The organism is Cedecea lapagei (genome assembly GCF_900635955.1).
GTDB classification, from domain to species: Bacteria; Pseudomonadota; Gammaproteobacteria; order Enterobacterales; family Enterobacteriaceae; genus Cedecea; species Cedecea lapagei.
In genome coordinates this window covers 2837998-2863219 of sequence record NZ_LR134201.1, presented here as the reverse complement: position 1 = coordinate 2863219, position 25222 = coordinate 2837998, and the positions used below count along the sequence as shown (strand labels likewise).

At 55.9% G+C, this 25222-nt stretch carries 23 protein-coding genes and 2 pseudogenes; 22 read left to right on the top strand and 3 right to left on the bottom strand.

The features are described 5' to 3' along the window. Positions 1-24 precede the first annotated feature (24 nt). Entirely contained in the window at positions 25-3246 is a 3222-nt protein-coding gene (rne, locus tag EL098_RS13850; protein WP_126356800.1) for a ribonuclease E, read from the bottom strand. A 570-nt stretch (positions 3247-3816) separates the two neighbouring features. Between rne and rluC the strand changes: the two genes are divergently transcribed. Both rluC and EL098_RS13835 read left to right on the top strand, forming a co-directional pair. Continuing rightward, a complete protein-coding gene (rluC, locus tag EL098_RS13840; protein ID WP_167469952.1) occupies positions 3817-4770 on the top strand; it encodes a 23S rRNA pseudouridine(955/2504/2580) synthase RluC in 954 nt (317 codons plus the stop codon). Positions 4771-4910: 140 nt separating this feature from the next. Then, complete coding sequence (locus EL098_RS13835; protein WP_126356798.1) at positions 4911-6947, top strand: TonB-dependent receptor family protein; 2037 nt, start codon at positions 4911-4913, stop codon at positions 6945-6947. A 60-nt stretch (positions 6948-7007) separates the two neighbouring features. Here the strand turns inward: EL098_RS13835 and EL098_RS13830 are convergent, their stop codons facing one another. After that, positions 7008-7724, bottom strand: a complete 717-nt coding sequence (locus tag EL098_RS13830) for a Crp/Fnr family transcriptional regulator (protein ID WP_126356797.1) — start codon at positions 7722-7724, stop codon at positions 7008-7010. 72 nt (positions 7725-7796) lie between these two features. On the opposite strand from EL098_RS13830, the gene EL098_RS13825 reads away from it, so the two are divergent. The 6 genes and pseudogenes from EL098_RS13825 to EL098_RS13805 all read left to right on the top strand — a co-directional run bounded on the left by EL098_RS13825 (position 7797) and on the right by EL098_RS13805 (position 11815). Further along, the gene (locus EL098_RS13825) at positions 7797-8888 is read left to right on the top strand and encodes an ABC transporter substrate-binding protein (RefSeq protein ID WP_126356796.1); all 1092 of its coding nucleotides are present in this window, start codon (positions 7797-7799) and stop codon (positions 8886-8888) included. Between the two features lie 12 nt (positions 8889-8900). Further along, a pseudogene (locus tag EL098_RS13820) lies at positions 8901-9927 on the top strand (FecCD family ABC transporter permease). Further along, the gene (locus tag EL098_RS23685) at positions 9927-10115 is read left to right on the top strand and encodes an ATP-binding cassette domain-containing protein (RefSeq protein WP_269462184.1); all 189 of its coding nucleotides are present in this window, start codon (positions 9927-9929) and stop codon (positions 10113-10115) included. Before EL098_RS13820 ends, EL098_RS23685 begins: the two are co-directional and overlap by 1 nt. Further along, the gene (locus EL098_RS23680; protein WP_269462183.1) at positions 10075-10668 is read left to right on the top strand and encodes an ABC transporter ATP-binding protein; all 594 of its coding nucleotides are present in this window, start codon (positions 10075-10077) and stop codon (positions 10666-10668) included. The genes EL098_RS23685 and EL098_RS23680 overlap by 41 nt, the downstream gene beginning before the upstream one ends. A 20-nt stretch (positions 10669-10688) precedes the next feature. Beyond that, positions 10689-11039, top strand: coding sequence for a cupin domain-containing protein (locus EL098_RS13810; protein WP_126356795.1), 351 nt, complete (start codon positions 10689-10691; stop codon positions 11037-11039). Positions 11040-11041: 2 nt separating this feature from the next. Next, positions 11042-11815 carry an SAM-dependent methyltransferase gene (locus EL098_RS13805; protein WP_126356794.1) on the top strand — a complete coding sequence of 258 codons (774 nt, stop codon included), beginning with the start codon at positions 11042-11044 and terminating at the stop codon, positions 11813-11815. 18 nt (positions 11816-11833) lie between these two features. On the opposite strand, the gene EL098_RS13800 is transcribed toward EL098_RS13805, so the two are convergent. Further along, the gene (locus EL098_RS13800; RefSeq protein ID WP_126356793.1) at positions 11834-12418 is read right to left on the bottom strand and encodes a Maf family protein; all 585 of its coding nucleotides are present in this window, start codon (positions 12416-12418) and stop codon (positions 11834-11836) included. Between the two features lie 142 nt (positions 12419-12560). On the opposite strand from EL098_RS13800, the gene yceD reads away from it, so the two are divergent. From yceD to ptsG, 14 genes and pseudogenes are all read left to right on the top strand, one after another. Continuing rightward, the gene (gene yceD / locus EL098_RS13795; protein ID WP_008453471.1) at positions 12561-13082 is read left to right on the top strand and encodes a 23S rRNA accumulation protein YceD; all 522 of its coding nucleotides are present in this window, start codon (positions 12561-12563) and stop codon (positions 13080-13082) included. A gap of 16 nt (positions 13083-13098) precedes the next feature. Further along, positions 13099-13269: a 50S ribosomal protein L32 gene (gene rpmF, locus EL098_RS13790; RefSeq protein WP_008453470.1), complete on the top strand. Its 171-nt coding sequence runs from the start codon at positions 13099-13101 to the stop codon at positions 13267-13269. Positions 13270-13281: 12 nt separating this feature from the next. Then, positions 13282-14316, top strand: coding sequence for a phosphate acyltransferase PlsX (plsX, locus tag EL098_RS13785; protein WP_126356792.1), 1035 nt, complete (start codon positions 13282-13284; stop codon positions 14314-14316). Positions 14317-14322: 6 nt separating this feature from the next. After that, positions 14323-15276, top strand: coding sequence for a beta-ketoacyl-ACP synthase III (locus tag EL098_RS13780; protein ID WP_126356791.1), 954 nt, complete (start codon positions 14323-14325; stop codon positions 15274-15276). 17 nt (positions 15277-15293) lie between these two features. Then, positions 15294-16223: an ACP S-malonyltransferase gene (gene fabD, locus EL098_RS13775; protein ID WP_126356790.1), complete on the top strand. Its 930-nt coding sequence runs from the start codon at positions 15294-15296 to the stop codon at positions 16221-16223. Positions 16224-16236: 13 nt separating this feature from the next. Further along, entirely contained in the window at positions 16237-16971 is a 735-nt protein-coding gene (gene fabG, locus EL098_RS13770) for a 3-oxoacyl-ACP reductase FabG (RefSeq protein ID WP_126356789.1), read from the top strand. Positions 16972-17125: 154 nt separating this feature from the next. Beyond that, complete coding sequence (gene acpP, locus EL098_RS13765; RefSeq protein WP_003857954.1) at positions 17126-17362, top strand: acyl carrier protein; 237 nt, start codon at positions 17126-17128, stop codon at positions 17360-17362. 85 nt (positions 17363-17447) lie between these two features. Then, a complete protein-coding gene (gene fabF, locus EL098_RS13760) occupies positions 17448-18689 on the top strand; it encodes a beta-ketoacyl-ACP synthase II (RefSeq protein ID WP_126356788.1) in 1242 nt (413 codons plus the stop codon). Between the two features lie 254 nt (positions 18690-18943). Beyond that, on the top strand, positions 18944-19744 hold the full coding sequence (pabC, locus tag EL098_RS13755) for an aminodeoxychorismate lyase (protein WP_126356787.1): 801 nt from the start codon (positions 18944-18946) through the stop codon (positions 19742-19744). Between the two features lie 10 nt (positions 19745-19754). Continuing rightward, positions 19755-20778: pseudogene (gene yceG / locus EL098_RS13750) on the top strand (cell division protein YceG). Next, on the top strand, positions 20768-21406 hold the full coding sequence (gene tmk, locus EL098_RS13745; protein WP_126356786.1) for a dTMP kinase: 639 nt from the start codon (positions 20768-20770) through the stop codon (positions 21404-21406). Before yceG ends, tmk begins: the two are co-directional and overlap by 11 nt. Further along, the gene (holB, locus tag EL098_RS13740) at positions 21406-22413 is read left to right on the top strand and encodes a DNA polymerase III subunit delta' (RefSeq protein ID WP_126356785.1); all 1008 of its coding nucleotides are present in this window, start codon (positions 21406-21408) and stop codon (positions 22411-22413) included. Before tmk ends, holB begins: the two co-directional genes overlap by 1 nt. A 10-nt stretch (positions 22414-22423) precedes the next feature. Next, the gene (locus tag EL098_RS13735; protein WP_126356784.1) at positions 22424-23218 is read left to right on the top strand and encodes a metal-dependent hydrolase; all 795 of its coding nucleotides are present in this window, start codon (positions 22424-22426) and stop codon (positions 23216-23218) included. A gap of 301 nt (positions 23219-23519) precedes the next feature. After that, positions 23520-24953 (top strand): PTS glucose transporter subunit IIBC, encoded by a 1434-nt coding sequence (ptsG, locus tag EL098_RS13730; RefSeq protein ID WP_126356783.1) that lies wholly within the window; start codon positions 23520-23522, stop codon positions 24951-24953. The last annotated feature ends 269 nt before the right edge of the window (positions 24954-25222 follow it).

Sequence of the window (25222 nt, the reverse complement as noted above, 5' to 3'; positions counted from 1 at the left end):
CCGGCTTTTGAGGCTACGCGGAGGTTAATCCGCTTTTGTTGGCCTTGTGGCTGGCGCAGTAGCCTGGTGGCTGGCGCTATGGCCGCCGGCGGAACCTTTACCGCTAAAATCGAAGGACGGGCGAACCCATTCGCTATTGCGAGGAGCTTCAGGGGTGTATGCCGGAGCCGGAGCGCGGGTCATAGGCGCCGTAGCGTGTTTCGCTGCGACAGGTGCTTCGGCTTTAACTTCTTGTTTCACCGGCGACGCCTCTACAGCAGGGGCCGCTTCAACAACAGGTTTCACCTCTTCTACGACCGCGGCAGGCGCTTCTACAGCAGCCGGAGCCGGTTCGCTGACTTCCGCAACCGGTTGAACGGCCTCTTCCTCTACAGGCTCAGCTTGTTCAACGATTTCTTCGGCGACGACTTCGTCCGCTGCCGCAATCAGCTGTGGCTGTTCGGTCACCGGCGTCTCGATGACTTCCGGATGCGCGGTTTCTACTGCAACAGGCGCCACAACGGTTTCTTCAGCTTTCACGGGTTCGCCAATCTGCACATCGGCAACAGGGGCTACGGCTTCAGCGGCCGCTGCCTCAGCAACGTTAGTGTGCTGAACTTCTTCGTGCGACTGGAAGACCTCTTCCTGAGCAACCTGATCGTGGGAGCGAGCAACCGGGTAGGTGATAAACACTTTACCTGATGCCAGTTCCGGGGATGCACACGCAGTGGCTAACGGCATTGGAGACACGGACGGGTAACGCTCATCACGGTAACGACGACGGCGCTGGCCGCTCACGCGCAGGTGACGAGGTGAGCGACGTGAACGACGCGGCATACCGGCAGTTTCACGATTGTCTGCGTTCTCATCCTGATGCTCTACGTTAACAGCTTCATCTACTACCGCTGGCAGCGGAATCGTTGCCAGTTCGGTGCTTGCCTGAGCGATCTGCGTCTCTTCTACAGCAGGCGCATCAGCAGATTCGAAGCGAACTTTCTGGCTCAGCTGGCGCGGTTTGCGGCGCTGCATGACCTGAGTACGCTCTTCCTGCTCGGCTTCCTGCTCAACAACGTTATCCTGCTGCAGCGCTTTCACTTCCTGCTGCGCCTGACGTTTTTCATCAGAGCGGCGGCGGTTGCGCTCGCGACGCGGCTGTTGCTCGTCACGGGACTTTTGCGGTTTCTCCGCATCGTCTACCGGGGCTGCAACGTTCTGGCGAACTTCGCGGGATTCCACATTCTGCTGCTGCCCGTTACGGCGGTTGCGGCGGTTATCCTCACGGCCTTCACGCGGCTCGCGAGCTTCACGAACTTCGCCGTTCCGATCGTCGCGGTTATTACGATTTTCACGGTTGTCGCGATCGCGGTTGTTGCGGTCTCCGCGCTCATTACGCTCGCCACGATCGCGGCGGTTGTTCTGACGGCGGTTGTTATTACGGCGATCCTGACGCTGGTTGTCAGAGCCCGCGGCTTTTTCTTCCTTCACTTCTTTCACTTCGGCCACGGCGGTGTCGCCGGCGAAGAGTTTTTTCAGCGCTGAGAAGAAGCGGCTAACCAGGCCTGGCTGCTCTGCGGCATCCGCTTTAGGCTTCACTGCGGCTGGCTTAGCGGCCGTAACGACAGGCTGAGCGGCAGCAGTTTCCTGAGGGGCAGGCGGCACTTCCGGCATGACGAAAGTAGCCAGAGCAGGTTGCTCAGGGCGCTTACGTTCGGTGTATTCTTCGTCGGAAGGCATCGCCATCTCTTCTTCATGCAGCTTAGGCAACATGTAGCTAAGAGTCTGGGTTTCTTCGCCTTTACGCACGCGCAGCACGGAGTAATGCGGTGTTTCCATCTGATCGTTTGGCACGATAATCGCGCGCACGCCGCCCTGGCGTTTTTCAATCGCGCTTACCGCATCACGTTTTTCGTTTAGCAGGTAAGAGGCAATCGGCACGGGGACGATAGCGTGAACTTCTTTGGTGTTCTCTTTCAGCGCTTCTTCTTCAATCAGGCGCAGAATGGAGAGCGACAGGGATTCGTTATCACGAATGGTGCCGGTACCGCTACAGCGAGGGCAGACGTGGTGGCTGGACTCGCCGAGAGACGGGCTCAGACGCTGACGCGACATCTCCAGCAGGCCGAAACGCGAAATGTGGCTGATCTGAATACGCGCTCTGTCCTGGCGTACCGCTTCACGCAGACGGTTTTCAACCGCGCGCTGGTGGCGAACCGGCGTCATGTCGATGAAGTCGATAACGATCAGGCCGCCAAGGTCGCGCAGGCGCAGCTGGCGTGCAATTTCATCGGCCGCTTCAAGGTTAGTGTTGAAGGCGGTTTCTTCGATATCGCCGCCGCGGGTTGCTCGCGCGGAGTTGATGTCGATGGCGGTCAGGGCTTCGGTGGTATCAATAACGATAGAGCCACCGGACGGCAGACGAACTTCGCGCTGGAAAGCGGACTCGATCTGCGACTCAATCTGGTAGTGGCTGAACAGCGGGATTTCACCGGTGTAGAGCTTAATTTTGCTGCTGAAATCCGGACGGCCCAGCGCGGCGATGTGCTGACGAGCCAGCTCAAGGACTTTCGGGTTGTCGATCAGGATTTCGCCGATGTCCTGGCGCAGGTAGTCGCGGAAGGCGCGAACGATAACGTTGCTTTCCTGGTGGATCAGGAACGGAGCAGGGCGGTTTTCAGCGGCTTTCTGGATAGCTTCCCAGTGCTTCAGGCGGAAGCTCAGATCCCACTGCAGCGCTTCTGCAGATTTACCCACGCCTGCGGTACGGACGATAAGGCCCATACCGTCCGGCAGTTCAAGGGAAGAAAGCGCTTCTTTTAATTCGGTACGGTCATCCCCTTCGATGCGGCGAGAAATTCCGCCAGCGCGAGGATTGTTTGGCATCAGCACCAGATAGCTGCCCGCCAGGCTGATAAAGGTCGTTAAGGCTGCGCCTTTGTTACCGCGCTCTTCTTTATCAATCTGGACGATCACTTCCTGGCCTTCGCGCAGAACGTCTTTGATGTTCGGGCGGCCGTGGGAAGCGTAATTCGAAGGGAAGTATTCGCGGGCGATCTCTTTCAGAGGAAGGAAACCGTGTCTCTCTGCGCCATAATCAACAAACGCCGCTTCCAGACTAGGTTCAATACGGGTGATTTTGCCTTTATAGATGTTTGCTTTCTTCTGTTCGTGTCCCGGGCTTTCAATGTCCAGATCGTACAGACGCTGCCCATCTACAAGGGCGACACGCAACTCTTCTTGCTGAGTTGCGTTAATTAACATTCTTTTCATCGTAACTTACTCATTATTCTTACATTGGCGACAGAGCTGCGGGCATGGTGACGCTAACCGGGAGTGAACCGATGGCCTCGTGACTAAACGCGTAGTCGCCAACCTCACGGTTGTCGCTGGCTGAGAGGCGCAAAGTGTCGGTTGCCTGTATTTCATACGGAAATACAGCGCAATTATCGTGGGAATAACCTTAGAATATTTCTTAAGAGTTGATTCCATTTTACCGGTCAGGCTGCAACCCGCAGCCCGCTAACTGCCTGAAAGTACAATACGTCTTACGCCATTGCTGCGTGGATGGACGTTCAGGCAAAATGGGTATTCCGCAAACATTCTTGTTTTAACAAGATTCAGCACGGAAAACGGCAACATTATTCCACTGCTAACCTTGTTATAGCAAGATGACTTTTACTATTCGCGCCCTGTTTCTTACAGTTTTTTAACCGCCTTTTAAGCCTTGCCGCAAAGGGCATGAAAAAAGGCGGGCTGGACGGTTCGAAACAGAACAGATTGTCAGTTAAGCACATAAAAATGAGTGGCGCTATGCGCCAGGGCTATTTAGAATCGCCGACCATGAAAACAGAGACTCCATCAGTAAAAATCGTTGCAATTTCGGCCGACGAAGCCGGGCAGCGTATCGACAACTTTTTGCTCGCCCGCCTGAAAGGCGTGCCAAAAAGCATGATTTATCGCATCGTGCGAAAAGGCGAAGTGCGGGTTAATAAAAAACGCATTAAGCCCGAGTACAAACTGGAAGCCGGAGATGAAGTTCGTATCCCGCCGGTGCGCGTTGCTGAGCGTGAGGAGGAGGCCGTCTCTCCGCACCTGCAAAAAGTCGCCGCGCTGAGCGACGTCATTCTCTATGAAGACGACCATATCCTGGTGCTAAACAAGCCTTCGGGCACCGCGGTCCACGGCGGCAGCGGCCTGAGCTTCGGCGTGATTGAAGGCTTACGCGCCCTGCGCCCGGAAGCGCGCTTCCTGGAGCTGGTGCACCGCCTTGACCGCGATACATCCGGCGTTCTGCTGGTGGCTAAAAAGCGTTCGGCGCTGCGATCTCTTCATGAGCAGCTGCGTGAGAAGGGAATGCAGAAGGACTACCTGGCGCTGGTTCGCGGCCAGTGGCAGTCGCACGTTAAAGTGGTCCAGGCGCCGCTGCTGAAGAACATCCTGCAAAGCGGGGAGCGTATCGTCAGGGTCAATAGCGAAGGCAAGCCGTCAGAAACGCGTTTCAAGGTTGAAGAGCGTTATGAGTTCGCTACCCTGGTGCGCTGCAGCCCGGTCACCGGCCGTACTCACCAGATTCGTGTTCATACTCTACACGCCGGGCATCCTATCGCCTTTGACGATCGCTACGGTGACCGTGAGTTTGACAAGCAGCTCGCGGGCACCGGGTTAAACCGCCTGTTCCTGCATGCCGCCGCGCTGAAGTTTACCCACCCGAATACCGGGGAGGTGATCCGCATTGAAGCGCCTATGGACGATCGGCTTAAGCACTGCCTGAAAGCTCTACGCCGCGTTTCCTGAGTGCCCCCAAGTCCCGGCTTCGGCCGGGTACGCCCCCTGTTTTCCCCCTCATTTTCGTTTTGACAAATGTCATAGGTACCGCGCAGCTTTGTTTGAATAATAACTGGGAATGATTCTCATTATTATAGAGGAAAGGATGCATGGAAAACGACGCTACCGGGCAGGTGTTGCCCTATGGACTACTCTGCCTGGCGCTCTGCCTGGCCTACGGGAGCGAGGTCAGGGCCGCAGAGGAGACGATGGTTGTCAGAGCGGAAGGCGAGCGAGAGAAGTTTAGACGGCTCGCCCCGGACTATTCACAAGAAAAGCGGAAGCTGGAGCAGATTGCCGGGGGCAGCAATCTTGTGGCTATTGACGAAGAGAACCGACTGGCCACGCTGCAGGACGCGCTGGATTATCAGCCCGGCGTGTTAATCCAAAACTTCTTTGGCGGGCTGGATCAGCCGCGCCTGAATATCCGCGGCTCCGGCGTTCAAAGTGCGCCGCTTTCACACGGCGTGCTGCTGCTGCAGGATGGCCTGCCGGCAACGGATGCCGACGGCAGTTTTCATATCAGCACGCTGGATATGCGTGAGGCACGGCTTGTCAGCGTGCGCCGCGGCGCCAACAGTATTCATCCTCAAAGTAACAGCCTCGGCGGCGAGATGGATCTCATCTCCTACACGGGGCGGGATGAGAACGGGCGAGTCCGCTATGAATACGGTTCATTCGGGCGGGAAGGTTTTCAGGGAGCGCTCGGCGGCGTAAATGAAGAGTACGGCGTTGATGGCCGGCTGGCCGTCACCCTGGATCGCTTTGCCGGTTATCGCAGGCACTCCGCCTCCCAGCGAAAAACCGTCAGGAGTAACCTGGGCTACCGCGTAGACAATTTTGAAAACAGAACCTGGTTTGGCTGGACCGATCTGCGTTTTGACGTCGCGGGTCCCGTTTCACCGGCGGTATTGAAAAAGGATCCTAAAGCTGTTTATCCGCTGGTTAACCTGCGTGACCCGCACCGCAGCGTTCAGCAGGCCAGGGTGGCAAACCGGTCAAGCTGGCAGGACGATAACCAATGGCTGGACATCGGCCTGTGGTACATCAAGACCCACGATAACTTTATTACTCCGGCTAACTATCGCCTCAGCAGCAGTGATTCTGAGGGCGTACAGCTGAACTACGCGCTGGAAACAGGACCGATAACCTGGCGGGCCTCAACGGCATGGGATCATATGAATCTTGATCGCACCCTTCTTCAGAACCGTCGCGGCACTGCCGCGGATAAAAAAAGTATCGGCAGCTATAAAGGCCGGGCCGAAAATGTTTACGGGACGCTGGGCGCAGGCTGGCAAATGAGCAGCACGTTGTTGCTTAATCTCGATCTAAAAGGCAGCCATGCACGCCGGGATGTTAACGCCAAAAAAGCAGGAAATTCACTGGATCAAAGCTGGACATTCTGGACGCCCAAAGCAGGCTTGATCTGGCAGGCAGCCGAAAACCAACGATTATTTGCCAACGTCAGCGCCAGCTATGAACCGGCAACGTTTAATCAGATCATCAACTCGGGTAACGGCGAGCTGACACGGCTTGATCCCCAGCGAGGCCTGACCTGGGAGGTCGGGGGAGAAGGGCAGGTCTTCACCGGCATGAACTGGCAGCTGACGCTTTATCGCAGCATGATTAAAGATGAATACATTACCACCTACGATCCACAGGGTAATGCGGTAGGGGTGTTCAATTATGCGGCGAAAACGCGCCATCAGGGGCTGGAGGCAGGGTTGACCGGCCTTGTGCCTGCCGGACCGGGGGATATGGAGTACCGTCTATCATGGACATGGAATGATTTCCGCTTTATGGGCGGCGAGTACAACCGCAAATACATCGCGGGAATTCCCCGCAATATGGTGGCCGGTGAGGTGCTGTATAAATGGGGCGGCTGGTCTGTGGGGCCAAACCTTCATTGGTCGCCAACCGATGCGGCCGTCGACCACGGTAACCATCTCAACATTCAGCGGCGCGAGCGTTATGCGGTGCTGGGGTTGAAAGCCAGCTACAAAGACAGCGGAGGCTGGTCAACCTACCTTGCTCTGGATAACCTGACCAATAAGCGCTACGCCACAACATCCGTCGCCAATCGCAGCGTTTCGGAAAATGACAGCACCCTCTTCCCCGGCATGGGGTTCAGCGTGAATGGGGGGTAACCTACAGCTTCTGATCCATTCTCACAGCAGGGGCGACCCGCCCCTGATTCACCTGAATACTCAAAACATGCGCCTCGCCGGGGCGCTGAGCTCAGATAAATACTCTCCGTTTCTGATGGTCACGAACCCCGGCTGCACCTCAATCACCCCCTTGCGCCGCCAGCCAGACAAGAGGCGGCTCAGCGTTTCATAGCGGATCCCAAGCCTTGCCGCCAGCTGAGCTCTGGACAGAGGCAGATGGATCTGCGGACCCTCCTGCTGCCGCTGGAGTTCGATAAGCCACGCGGCCAGCCGCTGCTCCGCCGAGCTGGAGGTTAGCCAGTCAATATGGTTGATAAGTTCGTAGAGCTTGCTGCTGAAGTGGACCAGCATGCGCTGCATCAGCCGGGGGTTCCCCAGACAGACCTCAAGGATTTCATTTCGGCCCAGCAGCAGCACCTCTACCGGGCCGCGGGCCCGCAAAGTCATCGGGTAGCGGTTATGCGGCATAAACACAGCCGCAATGGCGACGACGTCATATTTGCCAAAGATGCCGAAGATTTTCTCCTCCCCAAACCAGGTATGCCGGAAAACCTCAATTTGCCCGGACAGGATGCAGGGGCAGTGAAACAGCCGATCGCCTTCACGTCTGATCGTCTCTCGGGTCTGGTATTGCTGATGTTCGCTGTTGACGGTTAACCGCCCGATCTCTTCTTCCGATAGATCGCCGAAAAGCGCAGTAGCGCGTAGCGCCTGACGGGCTTTTTTTTCCAGCAGCGCGTTTTTGACAATTGTCATAGGCGTCCTCCCTTTGCCGGACATAGAATGCCAAATCATAAATGATAACCATTCTCATCACAACGAGGGCGCATGATAAATCCCGTCAGGATCGTTTTCCGGACACCGTTTGGCGCGGCTGTATTACTGGCGGTGGCGACCGTCTGTCACGCGGAGACCGCCACAAACTTTACCGATATGTCCCAGCGCGAGGTGACGCTGGCTAAGCCTGCGCAGCGCATCGCCGTGATCCCTATTCCCGCCGCCTCCATGCTCGTTGGTATGGACGGCGGGGCGCAGAAGCTGGTGGGAATGCATCCTTTCGCCGGCGTAGCCGCCAGGGAGGGCATGCTGAGCCAGATGTTTCCTGATGTGCTGCACGTTCGCAGCGACACGGTGGGCAATAACTTCATGCCGAACATCGAGACTTTGCTGAGCGTTAAACCTGATTTGGTGTGGCAATGGGGGCACCGTGGCGAGGAGATCGTCGCGCCTTTACTCCACGCCGGGTTAACGGTCGCCACGCTGAATTACGGCAAGGAGGTCTGGACGCAGCGTTGGATCCAGCTGATGGGGGTAACGCTTCAGCAGGAGAAAAAGGCGGCGGAGATGATAGCCTGGCGTGAAAAAACTATCGCAGACCTTCGCAGGATGACCGGAACCCTTAACGCTGCTCAGCGTCCGCGGGTCCTCTATCTCTCCCATTTCAATGACGGGATACAGACCTTCGGCGCCACTTCGCACAATAATTTTGATATTGACCTGGCCGGCGGCGTCAGCCTCAACAGGGATATTACCGGAGCCCGAACACTGAATATTGAGCAGGTCCTGCTCTGGGATCCCGATGTGATTCTGCTTGGCAATTTTGAAGCGGGCCTGGTGCCGGACGATGTCTATCACCATCCGATGCTTGGCGACCTCACGGCGGTGAAGCAGCGGCGGGTCTATAAGCTACCGATTGGCGGGTTTATTTGGGATGCCCCCAATCAGGAAACGCCGCTCTACTGGCAGTGGCTGGCGATGATTTTTCATCCACAAAAGTTCCAGCTGCCGCTGCGCGATGAGATCAAGGTTCGTTACCGGCAACTTTATGGCTATGCCGTGAGCGACGAGCAAATTAACACCATTCTGCAAATGCCCGTGAACCAGGGTTCGCAGGGTTATTCCGAGCTGATGGCAAGGTAGCCCCGTATGAACATGCTGAAATTAAAAAAAGGCGGAGTCTGGGGAGCTGGGCTGTTCTTGCTGCTGGCCATGATGTTAGCCGGACTGAGCATCGGTCGTTATCCGGTTGCGCTGGGTCACGTCTGGCAAATCCTGCTGGACGTGGTTTTTGCCGGGGACAATCCGAGTCCCGGCTGGAGCCCAACCGACGGTAAAGTCGTGCTGTACGTGCGGATGCCGAGAGTCCTGATTGCCGCGCTGGTCGGGGCGGGTCTGGCGGTAAGCGGCGCGGCGCTGCAGGGGATATTTAAAAACCCGCTGGTCGGCCCGCAGATTTTGGGCGTCTCGTCCGGCGCTGCATTTGGCGGCGTACTGGCGATCTTCTTTTTCTCGTCGATGATTCTGACCGTCAGCATGGCCTTCCTGGGAGGCGTTGCAGCGATCTTTTTGGTCTTTCTGCTTGGTTTTCGACGGGGAGGGGAGAGCCTGCTGATTCTGATCCTGGCGGGCGTGGTGATAAACGCCTTCTTTGCCGCCCTGATCTCATTGATGACCTATTTTGCCGATCCCAACAACACCCTGCAGGCCATCGTTTTTTGGCTGATGGGCAGTTTTGCGACGGCGACTTATGAAAAGCTCTGGCTGGTGCTGCCGGCGATCCTCCTCTGCAGCCTGCTGATTTTTTATGCTGCGTTTTCGCATTAACGTGCTGTCGTTAGGGGAGGGGGACGCCCGGGCTTTAGGGATGCCGGTCAGCATAACTCGCTGGACTGTGCTGCTGTGCGTGACGCTGATGACCAGCGCGACGGTGGCTATTTCAGGCACCATCGGTTGGGTGGGGCTCATTATTCCCCATATGGCGCGTTTTATTGTTGGGCACGATCATCGTCGGCTAATTCCGGCTTCGGCTCTGCTGGGGGCCGCTTATATGGTTGCCGTTGATACCCTGGCCCGCAGCGTAACCAGCGCGGAGATCCCGCTTGGCGTTATCACGGCGCTGACAGGCGCGCCTATTTTTGCCGTGCTGCTGCGTAGGGTTAATCACAGGAGAACCGCCTGATGATCGATGTAAAAAACTTGTCGTTTTCTATCGGGCCACGACAGCTGTTTGATTCACTCAGCTTTACGCTTCCCGAAGGCCGGATTGGCGCCATTCTGGGCGCAAATGGCCGGGGTAAAACGACGCTGCTGCGCCTGATCATGGGCCTTGAAGCTTGCCAGCAGGGGCGAGACGACTATCAACGCTGACGCCGCGTTTGTGCCGCAGCTAACGGAAAGCCTGTTCAGCTATGGCGTGGCCACGATGGTGAGCCTCGGACGCGTCCGGCGCCTGCCGTGGTACGCGGTGCCGGGGAAGAAAGACAGAGACATTGTGGCCGATTGCCTTGCCTGGCTGGGGCTGAGCTCGCTGGCGGAGCACCCCTTTGATCGCCTGAGCGGCGGGGAGAAGCAAATGGTGATGATTGCCCGCGCGCTGGCCTGTGAACCCCGCATCCTGATCCTGGATGAGCCAACCTCGGCGCTGGATCTGCATAACCAGGACAACATACTGAGCGTGCTGAAAGCGTTAGCGGCAGAACTCGGCATGACGATTTTATTCACCAGCCACTCCCCGCAGCATGCGATCCATATTGCTGATTACGCGCTGATGCTCTGGCCAGGGAGCGGCGCCGACTTTGGTCCTGTGCAGGAGGCCATCAACGAAGAGCGGCTGCAGCGTCTGTATCAAATCCCCGTTGCGTTAACCGATGTGGTTCGTGAAGCACGCACCGTTCGCGGCGTCGTGCCTCTGTTTCGTTAAATAATCATGGAGAAGAGTAGATGCAAAACAAGGGCATCCGCGCCTGCGAGGCGCTCCAGCTTTCGGCGTTAATCACCCTGACGGAGCAGGGGATTGCCAGTCGGGTATTAGCAACCGCGGGGGGAGGAAACGTGACGCTGTTTGCTTTCGATCGGGGAGAGACGATTTCGGAGCACAGCGTTCCTTTTGAGGCCGTGATTCTGGTGCTTGAAGGTTCAGTTGTGCTGACCATCAACAGCGTGGCGGTCAGCGTCGGGGCAGGCGATATCCTGAGGATACCCTCGGCCGCACCCCACTCGCTGGAGGCGACAGAATCCTCGAAAATGCTGCTGATGATGCTTAAACATGCCCCGGAAACGGGAAAGGAGTGAAGATGAGCCAGGTGAACAACACGGGCCATGAGGCAGGGCATAAATTTTTAGCCAGACTAGGCAAAACCCGGCTGCGTCCGGGAGGAAAAAAAGCGACGGAATGGCTGTTGGCCTCGTCGGCGCTGGGGCCGAATAAAAAGGTTCTGGAGGTGGCCTGTAATATGGGGACCACGTCGATGGGCATTGCCGAACGCTTTGGCTGCCGCGTTATCGGTATCGACATGGACAAAGTGGCTCTACGAAAGGCCCAGCAGGCGATTGGCGCACGCGGGTTGTCGGACCTCGTCACCGTGCTGGTAGCCGATGCGTCAAAGCTCCCCTTTGAGAACGAAGCGTTTGACGTGGTGATTAACGAGGCCATGCTGACGATGTACGCCGACAAGGCGAAACGGCATCTTCTGGAGGAGTATTTGCGGGTGCTGAAGCCTGGTGGGGTGCTGCTCACTCACGATATTATGCTGCAGGATCCCTCTGGCGCCGAAGAGGTGGTTGGCCGAATGCGCAAGGCGATCAACGTTAACGCCCAGCCGCTGGGTCTTCAGCAGTGGCTGGGGCTGTTTGAGCAAGCGGGGTTTCGCGACATTCAATATAATAGCGGCGAGATGACCCTGCTCTCACCGCGAGGATTAATTTATGACGAAGGTCTGCTGGGTGCGCTTCGGATTGTGCGAAACGCGCTAAAAAGGGAGAACCGCAAGCAGTTCCTGCGGATGTTTAAAACCTTCCGCAGCAATCGCGATCAACTGAGGTATATCGCTGTGCGTGCAGTCAAATAAACCTCTGCCCGCCCGCTGCTAAAGAAGCAGCGGGTTGCACTCTTCGTTGCGCAGCATTTCACACAGGCTGATTAGCGGTAGCCCGACCAGAGCATTCGGATCTTTTCCTTCCAGGCGCTCAAACAGCGTGATGCCCAACCCTTCACTCTTAAAGCTCCCGGCACAGTTGAGCGGCTGCTCCTTTTGCACGTAGCGTCGAATCTCTTCCTCGGTTAAATGGCGGAAGTGAACATCAAAAGGTTCACACAGCGTTTGAAGCTGACCGTTTGCGGAATTATAGAGCGCCAGCCCGGTATAAAAGGTCACGATGGTGCCGCGTGCCAGCAATAATTGCTGGACGGCATTTTCTTCACTGTGCGGTTTTCCGGCAATTTGGTTATTCAGCACGCAAACCTGATCGGAGCCGATAATAAGGTGGTCGGGGAAGCGCGCTTTCAGCGCCTGAGCTTTGGCCTGAGCGAGACGCGTCACCAAATGGCGCGCATCTTCGTCCCGGCGCGGCGTCTCATCGACGTCTGGCGCAGCGGTAATAAATGGTATGCCGAGCTTTTCAAGCAGGCTGCGGCGGAAGGGGGAGGTCGAGGCCAGAACAATAGGTTTCATATTTTTTTCATTAAAGATAGCGAATTGGTTAAAGGCATTTTAAACTGTGCCACCGCAATGTGTGCGAATAAATGGCAAAAGGCGCTGTTCCCAGGCCTTTTTCTTTGACTCTATGACGTTACAAAGTTAATATGCGCGCCCTATGCAAAAGGTAAAATTACCCCTGACTCTTGACCCGGTTCGTACGGCTCAAAAACGCCTTGATTACGAAGGAGTGTATGCTTCCGATCAGGTTGAGCGTATCGCCGAGTCTGTAGTCAGTGTGGATACTGATGTAGAATGCTCCATGAGATTCGCTATCGATAACCAACGCCTCGCGGTCCTGACCGGTGATGCGAAGGTAACGGTAACGCTCGAATGCCAGCGTTGCGGGAAACCGTTTGTGCATCATGTTCACACAACGTATTGTTTCAGTCCGGTCCGCTCTGACGAACAGGCTGAAGCACTCCCGGAAGCGTATGAGCCGATTGAGGTTAACGAATTCGGTGAAATCGATCTGCGGGCGCTGGTGGAAGATGAAGTTATCCTCTCCCTGCCCGTAGTTCCGGTGCATGATTCTGAACACTGTGAAGTGTCCGAGGCGGACATGGTCTTTGGCGAACTGCCTCCAGAGGCGGAAAAACCAAATCCATTTGCCGTATTAGCCAGTTTAAAGCGTAAGTAATTGAGGAGTAAGGTCCATGGCCGTACAACAGAATAAACCAACCCGTTCCAAACGTGGCATGCGTCGTTCCCATGACGCGCTGACCACCGCTACCCTGTCCGTGGACAAAGTTTCTGGTGAAACTCATCTGCGTCACCACATCACTGCCGACGGTTTCTACCGCGGCCGTAAGGTTATCGCTAAGTAATCTGGCGCAACCTTGAGACGTCTAACCCTAGCGTTAGATGCCATGGGTGGGGACTTCGGTCCTTCCGTGACAGTGCCTGCAGCTTTGCAGGCACTGGACTTTAACTCTTCGCTTAATCTTCTTTTAGTCGGCAATCCCGACGCAATCACGCCATTACTAGCCAAAGCTGATTTCGAGCAACGCTCGCGCCTGCAGATTATTCCTGCGGAATCGGTTATTGCCAGTGATGCCAGACCGTCTCAGGCGATCCGCGCCAGCCGTGGCTCGTCAATGCGCGTTGCGCTTGAGCTGGTGAAAGAGGGTCGGGCCGAGGCCTGCATCAGCGCCGGAAACACCGGTGCGCTGATGGGGCTGGCAAAATTACTGCTCAAACCCATTGAAGGGATTGAGCGTCCGGCGCTGATGACGATATTACCGCATCAGCAAAAGGGCAAAACGGTGGTGCTCGATCTCGGCGCTAACGTCGACTGCGACAGCACGATGCTGGTGCAGTTTGCCATTATGGGCTCCGTGATGGCCGAAGAGGTGCTCGGCATCAGCCGTCCGAAGGTGGCGCTGCTGAATATCGGCGAAGAAGAGACGAAGGGGCTGGACAGTATTCGGGATGCCTCTGCTTTATTAAAAGCAATGCCTTCGATGAACTATATTGGCTACCTTGAGGCCAATGAACTGCTTACCGGCAAGACTGACGTGCTGGTCTGTGATGGTTTTGTCGGTAACGTCACACTTAAGACGATGGAAGGTGTTGTCAGGATGTTCCTTTCGCTGCTCAAATCGCAGGGGGAAGGGAAAAAAAGGTCGTGGTGGCTGATTTTATTGAAGAAGTGGCTACAAAAGCGCCTGATAAGGCGATTCGGTCACCTCAACCCCGACCAGTATAATGGCGCCTGTCTGTTAGGATTGCGCGGCACGGTGATTAAGAGTCACGGTGCGGCCAATCAGCGAGCGTTTGCCGTCGCGATTGAACAGGCAGTGCAGGCGGTGCAGCGGCAACTCCCTCAGCGGATTGGCGCTCGCCTGGAATCTGTATTACCGAAGAGTGACTGAGCGTACATGTATACGAAGATTATTGGTACCGGCAGCTTCCTGCCTGAACAAGTGCGAACTAACGCTGACCTGGAAAAAATGGTCGATACGTCTGACGAGTGGATTGTCACCCGCACAGGTATCCGTGAACGCCGTATTGCTGGCCCGAATGAAACGGTTTCGACCATGGGCTACGAAGCTGCACTTCGCGCGCTGGAGATGGCCGGTATCGACAAAAACGATATCGGGCTGATCGTTGTAGCGACAACCTCCTCAACGCATGCATTCCCAAGCGCTGCTTGCCAGATTCAGTCTATGCTCGGGATTAAAGGCTGCCCGGCCTTTGACGTTGCGGCCGCCTGCGCGGGCTTTACCTATGCGCTGAGCATTGCCGATCAGTACGTTAAATCCGGCGCGGTGAAAAACGCGCTGGTGATTGGTGCTGATGTGCTGGCGCGTACCTGCGATCCTGCCGATCGCAGCACAATCATTATTTTTGGCGATGGCGCTGGCGCCGCCGTGCTGGGTGCATCCGACGAGCCGGGCATCATCTCGACCCATCTGCACGCAGACGGGAGCTATGGCGACCTGCTGACGCTGCCAAACGCCGATCGCGTGAATCCTGAGAACTCAATTCACCTGACGATGGCCGGCAACGAAGTCTTCAAAGTCGCGGTGACCGAGCTGGCTCACATCGTTGATGAGACTCTGGAAGCGAACAACCTCGATCGTTCCGCGCTCGACTGGCTGGTGCCGCATCAGGCTAACCTGCGCATCATCAGCGCTACCGCGAAAAAACTGGGTATGCCGATGGATAACGTCGTCGTGACCCTGGATCGCCATGGCAACACCTCTGCCGCTTCCGTACCGGCAGCGCTGGATGAAGCGGTACGCGATGGTCGCATCAAGCGCGGCCAGCTGGTGCTGCTGGAAGCGTTCGGCGGTGGCTTCACCTGGGGCTCTGCACTGGTTCGTTTTTGATTAAAGGAATTTTCGACATGACGCAATTCGCTATGGTGTTTCCGGGACAGGGTTCCCAGTCCGTTGGCATGCTGGCCGATCTCGCGGCAAGCTATCCGGTCATTGAAGCCACGTTCCGCGAAGCTTCTGACGCGCTGGGGTATGACCTCTGGGCGCTGACCCAGCAGGGGCCAGCCGAAGAGCTGAATAAAACCTGGCAGACTCAGCCTGCGTTGTTGACGGCTTCCGTTGCCCTATGGCGCGTATGGCAGCAGCAGGGCGGTAAAGCACCTGCACTGCTGGCAGGCCACAGCCTCGGTGAATACTCCGCGCTGGTTTGTGCCGGGGTGATTGACTTCGCTGACGCTGTTCGCCTGGTCGAACTGCGCGGCAAGCTGATGCAGGATGCTGTGCCGGAAGGCACCGGCGCGATGTCCGCCATTATCGGTCTCGACGACGCTTCCATTGCCAAAGCCTGTGAAGAGTCAGCGCAGGGGCAGGTTGTCTCCCCGGTGAACTTTAACTCTCCGGGCCAGGTCGTGATCGCCGGCAATAAAGAAGCCGTTGAGCGTGCCGGCGCTGCCTGTAAAGCTGCGGGTGCAAAACGTGCGCTGCCGCTGCCGGTTAGCGTTCCGTCCCACTGCGCCTTGATGAAGCCTGCTGCTGATAAACTGGCGGTAGCGCTGGAAAACATTACCTTTAACGCGCCGGCTATTCCGGTGGTTAACAACGTTGACGTGAAGTGCGAAACCTCACCGGAAGCGATTCGTAGCGCGCTGGTTCGCCAGCTCTACAGCCCGGTGCAGTGGACCAAATCCGTAGAATTTATTGCGGCGCAGGGCGTCTCCCAGCTGCTGGAAGTGGGCCCAGGTAAAGTGCTGACCGGGCTGACCAAACGTATTGTTGACACCATGACGGCAGCGGCGATTAACGAGCCGGCTACGCTGTCAGCGGCGCTTGAACAATAAGACGAGGAAAACCATGAGTTTTGAAGGAAAAATTGCGCTGGTCACCGGCGCCAGTCGCGGTATCGGCCGTGCCATCGCCGAGACTTTAGTGGCTCGCGGTGCAAAAGTTATCGGGACGGCGACCAGCGAAAGCGGTGCGCAGGCCATCAGTGATTATCTGGGCGAAAACGGCAAAGGCTTTATGCTGAACGTGACCGACCCGGCTTCTATCGACTCCGTGCTGGACAGTATCCGCAAAGAGTTTGGCGAAGTGGATATTCTGGTGAACAATGCCGGTATCACTCGCGATAATCTGCTGATGCGCATGAAAGAAGATGAGTGGAACGACATTGTCGAAACCAACCTTTCATCTGTTTTCCGTCTGTCAAAAGCGGTAATGCGAGCTATGATGAAAAAGCGTCATGGGCGTATTATCACAATCGGTTCTGTGGTTGGTACCATGGGAAATGCTGGTCAGGCTAACTACGCTGCGGCGAAGGCGGGTTTGATTGGCTTCAGTAAATCGCTGGCGCGTGAAGTTGCGTCCCGCGGTATTACTGTGAACGTTGTTGCTCCGGGCTTTATTGAAACGGACATGACGCGTGCGCTCTCTGATGAACAGCGTGCGGGTATTCTGGCGCAGGTTCCTGCGGGTCGCTTAGGCGACGCAAATGAGATCGCCAGTGCTGTAGCATTTTTAGCCTCTGACGAAGCCGGGTACATCTCTGGTGAGACCCTGCACGTCAATGGCGGAATGTATATGGTTTAATCACGGTGAAAAATATTTGCGTTATTTGGGCGAATGCCCGCAAAATAGCGTAAAATCGTGGTTTGACCAGCCGGGATTTGGTTGCATCTTTTTCAACATTTTATACACTACGAAAACCATCGCGAAAGCGAGTTTTGATAGGAAATTTAAGAGTATGAGCACTATCGAAGAACGCGTTAAGAAAATTATCGGCGAGCAGCTGGGCGTTAAGCAGGAAGAAGTTGTGAACTCCGCTTCCTTCGTTGAAGACCTAGGCGCAGATTCTCTTGACACCGTTGAGCTGGTAATGGCTCTGGAAGAAGAGTTTGATACTGAGATTCCGGACGAAGAAGCTGAGAAAATCACCACCGTTCAGGCTGCCATTGATTACATCAACGGTCACCAGGCGTAAGTGAACATCTCCAGGCGGTCACTCGACCGCCTGAGTTTTATCTGAATTATCCCACTAGTATTTTTTCCCTCCCTGGAGGACAAACGTGTCTAAGCGTCGTGTAGTTGTGACCGGACTGGGCATGTTGTCTCCTGTCGGCAATACCGTAGAGTCTACCTGGAAAGCTCTCCTTGCCGGTCAGAGTGGCATCAGCCTGATCGACCATTTCGATACTAGCGCCTATGCAACGAAATTTGCTGGCTTAGTAAAGGATTTTAACTGTGAAGACATTATCTCGCGCAAAGATCAGCGCAAGATGGATGAATTCATTCAATATGGAATTGTTGCTGGCATTCAGGCCATGCAGGATTCTGGCCTGGAAGTCACGGAAGAAAACGCGACTCGTATCGGCGCTGCAATTGGCTCCGGTATCGGTGGCCTGACGCTTATTGAAGAGAACCACGCCGCGTTAGTTAACGGTGGCCCTCGTAAGATCAGCCCGTTCTTCGTGCCTTCGACCATCGTCAACATGGTGGCGGGACATCTGACCATTATGCTGGGTCTGCGTGGTCCGAGCATCTCCATTGCCACGGCTTGTACCTCTGGTGTGCATAATATCGGTCATGCGGCGCGTATCATTGCCTACAATGACGCCGATGTGATGCTGGCCGGTGGCGCAGAGAAAGCCAGCAGCCCGCTGGGCGTGGGTGGTTTTGGTGCGGCTCGTGCTCTGTCCACCCGTAACGATAACCCGCAAGCGGCAAGCCGCCCATGGGATAAAGATCGTGACGGCTTCGTACTGGGCGACGGCGCAGGCGTGATCGTGCTGGAAGAGTACGAACACGCGAAGAAACGCGGCGCGAAAATTTATGCAGAAGTCGTTGGCTTCGGGATGAGCAGCGATGCTTACCACATGACTTCTCCACCAGAGAACGGTGCAGGTGCTGCGCTGGCGATGGAAAACGCACTGCGTGATGCAGGGATCTCAGCGGCGCAGGTTGGCTATGTCAACGCGCACGGGACCTCAACGCCAGCGGGCGATAAAGCCGAAGCGCAGGCGGTTAAGTCTATCTTTGGTGCTGAGGCGAGCCGCGTGATGGTGAGCTCAACCAAATCGATGACCGGCCACCTGTTAGGCGCGGCGGGTGCGGTAGAGTCCATCTACTCCATCCTTGCGCTGCGCGATCAGGCTGTTCCGCCAACCATCAACCTCGATAACCCGGATGTTGGCTGCGACCTCGACTTTGTGCCTCACGAAGCTCGCCAGGTGAGCGGTATGGAGTACACCCTGTGTAACTCCTTCGGTTTCGGTGGTACCAACGGTTCTCTGATCTTCAAAAAGGTCTAACCGTTTCTGAAAGGGCCCTTGCGGGCCCTCAGATTGATGACAAACAGCCGAAAAACGTGGTTTTCGGCCGTTTGGGGCAAACCAGTGAAGACAATTCATTGTTTTTATTAGACCGGGGTTCGGGTCATTTGGAACAATGAACTTTGTAAGCCGTTTCAAGGGCCCTTGCGGGCCCTTTTGCTGTTCAGAATTCCCCTCTTGTCGCCCACGAATCCCTCTGGCAACCTTACGTGTCCGTATCCTGAGGAGTCCCTATGTATCTTATTAATGGTCAATGGCAGGAGACGCTACCGGCAAATGACCGCGCAATTCAGTTCGGCGATGGCTGTTTTACTACCGCAGGCGTTGCTGACGGCGCCGTTCGCTTTCAGGCTGACCATCTTCGCCGCCTGCAGCAGGCCTGCGAGGCGTTGATGATAGCGCCGGTTGACTGGGACAGGCTCAACGAAGAGATGGCTATGCTGGCGGCACCCGAGCCCAGGGGCGTACTAAAGGTGATTATTTCCCGCGGGGCAGGCGGGCGAGGCTACAGCGCCTCAAATTGTATGCAGCCTACCCGGATACTTTCCCTCTCGCCTTATCCTGATTTTTACTCCGCATGGCGTGAACAGGGGATTACGTTGGCGCTCAGCCCGATAAAGTTAGGGATCAATCCCGCGCTGGCAGGCATCAAGCACCTTAACCGACTTGAACAGGTGCTTATCCGTACGCATCTTGAACAGACGACGGCCCAGGAGGCGCTGGTTCTTGACAGTCAGGGGAGGCTGGTGGAATGCTGTGCGGCTAATTTATTCTGGCGCAAGGGGGCTGATATTTATACCCCGCGTATCGACGGAGCAGGCGTGAACGGCACTATGCGGCAGCGCATCATTTCGTCTCTCAGCGGTTCCCGGTGGCGAGTCCATGAGGTCAGCGAAGGGCCAGAAGCTCTGGCGGATGCGGATGAGGTCATTATTTGCAACGCGCTGATGCCGGTTGTGCCGGTGAACCAGGCCCAGGACTGGCGCTACACATCGCGCGAGCTTTACCGTTTTTTAGCCCCACTTTGTGAGTAAGCGATTACCGATGAAAAAGATTTTTCGTTTCTTCCTGCTTTTGATGATTGTCCTGGGGATTGCCGCCGGGGCAGGCATGTGGAAGGTGCGCCAGCTGGCAAAAGCGCCGCTGCCGATCAAACAGGAAACCATTTTTACCCTGAAGCAGGGCACCGGGCGTTTAGCGCTGGGCACTCAGCTTTATGAAGAAAAACTGATTACGCGCCCGCGCGTGTTCCAGTGGCTGCTGCGCGTTGAGCCTGAGCTGGCGAAATTTAAGGCCGGTACCTATCGCCTTACCCCAGGGATGACGGTCACCGATATGCTCCGCCTGCTGGCCAGTGGAAAAGAGGCTCAGTTCCCGCTGCGTTTTGTGGAAGGTATGCGCCTGAGTGATTTACTCGACCAGCTGCGAGATGCCCCCCTACATCCAGCACACTTTGAAAGACGACAGCTATGCGACCGTGGCGGAAACGCTCAAGTTTGAGCATCCGGAATGGGTTGAAGGGTGGTTCTACCCGGATACCTGGTTGTACACCGCCCATACCACGGACGTGGCTTTGCTCAAGCGTGCGCATCAAAAAATGGTTAAAGCCGTGGCGCAGGCCTGGGACAGCAAAGTCGACGGCTTGCCGTACAAAAACGAAAATGATCTGGTGACCATGGCCTCAATCATTGAGAAAGAGACCGCGGTGGCCGGCGAGCGTGACCAGGTCGCCTCGGTCTTCATTAATCGTCTGCGTATCGGCATGCGTCTGCAAACCGACCCGACCGTAATCTACGGGATGGGGGAGAGCTATAATGGTAAGCTAACGCGCAAAGATCTCGAGACGCCGACGGCTTATAATACGTATGTCATCAGCGGCATGCCGCCTGGGCCGATTGCGGTGCCGAGCGAGGCCTCCTTACAGGCGGCGGCGCATCCGGCGAAAACGCCGTATCTCTATTTTGTTGCTGATGGTAAAGGTGGTCATACCTTCAGTACCAACCTCGCCAGCCATAACAAAGCGGTGCAGGTTTATATCAAAGCGCTCAAGGATAAGAATGGACAGTAAATTTATCGTCATCGAAGGCCTGGAAGGCGCGGGGAAAACTAACGCCCATAACGTGGTTGTTGCGACATTAAAAGAGCTGGGTATCAGCGATCTGACTTTTACCCGCGAGCCGGGTGGCACGCCGCTGGCTGAGCGCCTGCGTGAGCTAACGCTCAACAACGCCGGTATTGGCGATGAGAAGGTCACTGATAAGGCCGAAGTGCTGATGTTTTACGCGGCACGCATTCAGCTGGTAGAGACGGTTATCAAACCGGCTCTGGCGCAGGGGAGCTGGGTCATTGGCGATCGTCACGATCTCTCGACCCAGGCTTATCAGGGCGGCGGGCGTCAGATTGACAAGAGCCTGCTGATGGCGCTGCGCAATACCGTGCTGGGTGATTTTTACCCCGACCTGACGATTTATCTCGACGTGACGCCCGAAGTCGGCCTGGCGCGGGCCCGCGCTCGCGGCGAGCTTGACCGCATTGAACAGGAATCTGTCGACTTCTTTAACCGCACTCGCGCTCGTTATCTGGAGCTGGCAAGCAGCGACAGCCGCATCAAAACTATCGATGCCACTCGGCCGCTGGATGAGGTCTCCCGTGCCGTACGCGAGGCCGTGTTGAGCTGGTTCCGGGAGCAAAAATAGTGAAATGGTATCCGTGGCTACGCGGCGCGTTTGAGCAGCTTATTGGCCAGTATCAGGCCGGCCGCGGACATCATGCGCTGCTGGTTCACGCCGTGCCTGGGCTGGGTGACGATGCGTTAATCTACGCCCTGTGCCGCTGGCTGATGTGCCAGAGCCCGGAAGGCAATAAAAGTTGCGGTCGCTGCCATAGCTGCCAGCTGATGCAGGCGGGAACGCATCCTGACAGCTACACGCTTGAGCTGGAAAAAGGCAAGTCCAGCCTCGGGATCGATGCAGTCCGCGACATTACCGAGAAGCTTTATGGTCACGCCCAGCAGGGCGGGGCCAAAGTCGTCTGGCTTAAAGATGCCGATATGCTAACCGAAGCGGCGGCGAATGCGCTGCTGAAGACGCTGGAAGAGCCGCCGAAAAATACCTGGTTCTTCCTCAGCAGCCGCGAACCGGAGCATTTACCGGCGACGTTGCGCAGCCGCTGCCTTTACTGGCACCTTGCGCCGCCGGACGAGCGTTTCTCCCTGGCCTGGCTGGAGCGCGAAAGCCAGGCTTCTGCCGAAGAGCTTCAGGCCGCGTTACGCCTTAGCTCTGGCGCCCCTGCCGCCGCGCTTGCTCTTTTACAGCCGGATCGGTGGAAGGCCCGCCAGCAGCTTTGCGAGAAGCTGGCTCAGGCGGAGGACGTCAACAATATGCTGGTTCTGCTGCCGGCACTGAATCATGAGGATGCCGCCCGCCGTCTTCACTGGCTTTGCTCGCTGCTGATCGACGCGCTTAAGTGGCAGCAGGGAGCCGGCGCCTGGCTAACGAACGCCGATGTGCAGCCGTTAGTCGCAAGGATAAGCGCCCGCTACTCTTCTGGCGTATTGCAGAGCCTTTTACATCATTTGTTCACCTGCCGCGAAGCGCTGCTCGACGTGGTTGGCGTGAACCGCGAGCTGCTGCTCACGGAAAGCCTTCTTACGTGGGAGCGCCTGGCCCAGCCCGGCGCACTGCTTCACTCACATCATCTCTAAGAGTAATACTATGTTTCTGGTCGACTCACACTGCCATCTAGATGGTCTGGATTATCAATCCCTGCATAAAGACGTTGATGACGTTCTGGAAAAAGCTGCCGCCAGGGACGTGAAATTTTGCCTGGCCGTGGCCACCACGCTGGAGGGGTATCGCGGCATGCGCGAGCTGGTGGGCGAGCGGAATAACGTGGCCTTTTCCTGTGGCGTGCATCCGCTGAATCAGGATGAAGAGTACGACGTTGAAGACCTGCGTCGTCTTGCCGCCGAGCCGGGCGTAATCGCCATGGGTGAAACGGGGCTGGATTATTTCTATACGCCGGAAACGAAGCCGCGTCAGCAGGAGTCATTCCGCAACCACATCCGCATTGGCCGCGAGCTGAACAAGCCGGTGATAGTGCATACCCGCGACGCCCGCGCCGATACCCTGAGTATTCTGCAGGAAGAAAAAGTGACAGAGTGCGGTGGGGTACTACACTGTTTCACGGAAGACAGAGAGACGGCGGCAAAATTGCTGGATATGGGGTTCTATATCTCCTTTTCCGGGATAGTCACCTTCCGCAATGCTGAACAGCTGCGTGACGCCGCGCGTTATGTGCCGCTGGACAGAATGCTGGTGGAAACGGACTCGCCGTATCTTGCGCCGGTGCCGCATCGCGGCAAGGAAAATCAGCCTGCAATGACGCGTGATGTGGCCGAATACATGGCCGTCCTTAAGGGCGTTTCGCTGGAAGAGCTGGCCGCAGCCACCACGCAAAACTTTGCTGATTTGTTCCATATACCCTTGTCCCGCCTGCAATCTTTCTGAAATCCGCAGTTATTTTAAGGCTCGTAATTAATTAGCTAAGCGAGTAGAGTGCACCGCCATAAAATGGGCGGTGCACGTTCGTTTTGAAACGTTTTCACCCGCGTTATGTAAATTAATGAAAGTTTTTCGCGCGATCGGCTGAGAAACGTGATAGCCGTCAAACAAAGTTTTCGTTATTTATTTTACTCTGCGTAATAAATAAAAGGACACTTAGATGTCCCGTTTATGAGCCGGCTCTCCCCCCGGTTCGATGCGTAAATGCGTACAAAAAAAGCACAAATACTCAGGAGCACTCTCTATTATGTTTAAGAATGCATTTGCTAACCTGCAAAAGGTGGGTAAATCGCTGATGCTGCCAGTTTCCGTACTGCCTATCGCAGGTATCCTGCTGGGCGTCGGTTCTGCAAACTTCAGCTGGCTGCCGGTCGTCGTCTCCCATGTTATGGCGGAAGCGGGCGGTTCTGTCTTCGCCAACATGCCGCTTATCTTCGCTATCGGTGTTGCGCTGGGCTTCACCAACAACGACGGCGTGTCTGCACTGGCCTCGGTCGTCGCCTATGGCATCATGGTAAAAACCATGGCCGTGGTTGCGCCTCTGGTTCTGCATCTGCCTGCGGAAGAAATCGCTGCTAAACATCTGGCGGATACCGGCGTTCTCGGCGGTATTATCTCCGGTGCGATTGCCGCCTATATGTTTAACCGTTTCTACCGCATCAAGCTGCCTGAGTATCTGGGCTTCTTCGCCGGTAAACGTTTTGTGCCGATCATCTCCGGTCTGGCCGCTATCTTTACCGGCGTTGTACTCTCCTTCATCTGGCCACCTATCGGTACGGCTATCCAGACCTTCTCTCAGTGGGCTGCCTACCAGAACCCGGTAGTTGCCTTCGGTATCTATGGCTTCATCGAGCGCTGCCTGGTACCGTTTGGTCTGCACCATATCTGGAACGTTCCATTCCAGATGCAAATCGGTGAATACACCAACGCTGCGGGCCAGGTGTTCCACGGTGATATCCCACGTTATATGGCAGGTGACCCAACTGCGGGCAAACTGTCCGGTGGCTTCCTGTTCAAAATGTACGGCCTGCCGGCTGCCGCTATTGCTATCTGGCACTCTGCTAAACCAGAAAACCGTGCAAAAGTTGGCGGCATCATGATCTCCGCTGCGCTGACTTCGTTCCTGACCGGTATCACCGAGCCAATCGAATTCTCCTTCATGTTCGTGGCGCCGATCCTGTACATCATTCACGCGATTCTGGCGGGTCTGGCATTCCCAATCTGTATTCTGCTGGGTATGCGTGACGGAACCTCCTTCTCTCACGGTCTGATTGACTTCATCGTGCTGAGCGGTAACAGCAGCAAACTGTGGCTGTTCCCGATTGTCGGTATCTGCTACGCGATCGTGTACTACACCATCTTCCGCGTACTGATTAAGGCTCTGGATCTGAAAACCCCAGGTCGTGAAGACGCCACCGCAGAAACCACCGCTGGCGCAACCAGCGAAATGGCACCTGCTCTGGTTAGCGCCTTTGGCGGTAAAGAGAACATCACTAACCTCGACGCCTGTATTACCCGTCTGCGCGTTAGCGTGGCCGACGTTGCTAAAGTTGATCAGGCTGGCCTGAAGAAACTGGGTGCAGCAGGTGTGGTTGTCGCAGGTTCCGGCGTTCAGGCTATTTTCGGCACCAAGTCCGATAACCTGAAAACCGAAATGGATGAGTGGATCCGCAACAACTAAGTTTGTTTGGGGAGCGACAGGGGAGGCGAAAGCCTCCCTTTTTTGTTGCCGCCAAAGAGGGAAAAAGCGTGTTTTTTCCCTCTTTGTGGTTATCAGCCGAAAATCAATGAATTGATTTGTTTTTTAACGGGCCGTCTGGTGTTTTTTCTCTCGACGGCGGCTTGTCAGCAGTCTGAAGGGAGGCGAAAGCCTCCTTTTTTTGTTGCCGCCAAAACACGAATTTGTTTTAAAGCTCAGCGCTTAACGAAAGAAAAGCGTCCAGGAGGTTG